Annotated in this window: 2 protein-coding genes and 1 pseudogene; 2 read left to right on the top strand and 1 reads right to left on the bottom strand. The window is 61.0% G+C overall.

Translation table 11 applies throughout. The features are described 5' to 3' along the window. Positions 1-94, bottom strand: a 94-nt coding sequence (locus KNW02_RS21350; protein ID WP_431356782.1) for a hypothetical protein, incomplete at its 3' end; no start/stop codon positions are given. 83 nt (positions 95-177) lie between these two features. On the opposite strand from KNW02_RS21350, the gene KNW02_RS20615 reads away from it, so the two are divergent. Further along, positions 178-888, top strand: coding sequence for an IS6 family transposase (locus KNW02_RS20615; protein WP_216035042.1), 711 nt, complete (start codon positions 178-180; stop codon positions 886-888). Positions 889-938: 50 nt separating this feature from the next. Beyond that, a pseudogene (locus tag KNW02_RS20610) lies at positions 939-1,088 on the top strand (transposase); the annotation flags it as partial. Positions 1,089-1,215: the final 127 nt, after the last annotated feature.

Below are 1,215 nucleotides of genomic sequence, written 5' to 3'. Positions count from 1 at the left end.
CCTCGGGCGACCACAAACCCTTCCGCTTCAGCTCGTGACGCCAAGCGTAGATCTGCTGGCGCGTCACCTCGTGGCGCTGCGCAACCTGGGTCACCGTCGCACCATCGATCCCCACAGCGCTCACAATGGGATTGTCAAGTTATTGACCGTGCTCCCGAGTGCCGGTAGCCGGATACGATGATCAGCCAGATTTCCGCAGCCCGTCTCAAAGGCCACCGCTTCCCGCGCGCCATCATTTCCTACGCGGTCTGGGCGTATCACCGCTTTGCCCTGAGCCTGCGCGATGTGGAGGATCTTCTGGCCGAACGTGGCATCAAAGTGAGCTATGAGACGATCCGGGCATGGGTCCGAAAATTTGGCCCGCAGATCGCCAGGCGCATCAGATCGAAACGCGCGCGGCCCTCGGACAAATGGCATCTGGACGAGGTTGTGATCAGCATCGGTGGCGTGAAACACTGGCTGTGGCGGGCGGTGGACAGCAACGGAGATGTGCTCGATATTCTGGTGCAATCGCGCCGGAACACACGAGCGGCAAAGCGCTTTATCGCCGGGCTTGTCGCGCGCTGGGGCAGGCCTCGTGTGATCATCACGGACAAGTTGCGCAGCTATGGCGCAGCCCTGCGCAAGCTGGGGCTGGAAGTGGATCACCGGGCGCACAAGGGATTGAATAACCGGATCGAGGGATCACACCGGCCAACCCGGAAGCGAGAGAAAATCCAGGGGCGTTTCAAATCAGCCCGACAGGCGCAGCGGTTTCTGGCCGTCCATGATGAAACCGCCAACCTGTTCCGCCCTCGCCGCCACAAAATGACCGCCGCCGCTTATCGCCAGAAACGTGCCAACGCCTTTGCAAGGTGGAATGAAGTTGCTGCAACCATGGCCGCCTGAACAGGGGCAGCGGGGCAGAAAGGCACGCGGCGGAAAACAACTTGACGATACCCAAGGTCCATTTGGCGATGGACGCGGGCTCGGGCGACATCGTGGCCGTGGAATTCACCTCAAGCCGCGAGGGCGATAGCCCTGTCCTACCCGACCTCCTGGAGCAGACCCCTGCTGACCAAGAAGTCGGCACCGTGACTGGCGATGGACCGTGTTGCATGGATCGTTTCTGCATCGTAAGCGGTTGGCCGGTTTGACAACAGGATGGCGGGATGCCTTTCAAGCACAACGCGGCGCGGCGGGATAAGTTTGCGAAGGTAAACTACCGGGTAACGA

The organism is Paracoccus marinaquae (genome assembly GCF_018860165.1).
Taxonomy (GTDB): Bacteria; Pseudomonadota; Alphaproteobacteria; order Rhodobacterales; family Rhodobacteraceae; genus Paracoccus; species Paracoccus marinaquae.
Note: the sequence above shows the minus strand (reverse complement) of the source record. Positions and strands in the feature narration are given on the sequence as shown.

Excerpts from the sequence above, each read along its gene's own strand:
- KNW02_RS20615 (WP_216035042.1), top strand. The coding sequence starts at position 178 with ATGATCAGCCAGATTTCCGCAGCCCGTCTCAAAGGCCACCGCTTCCCG.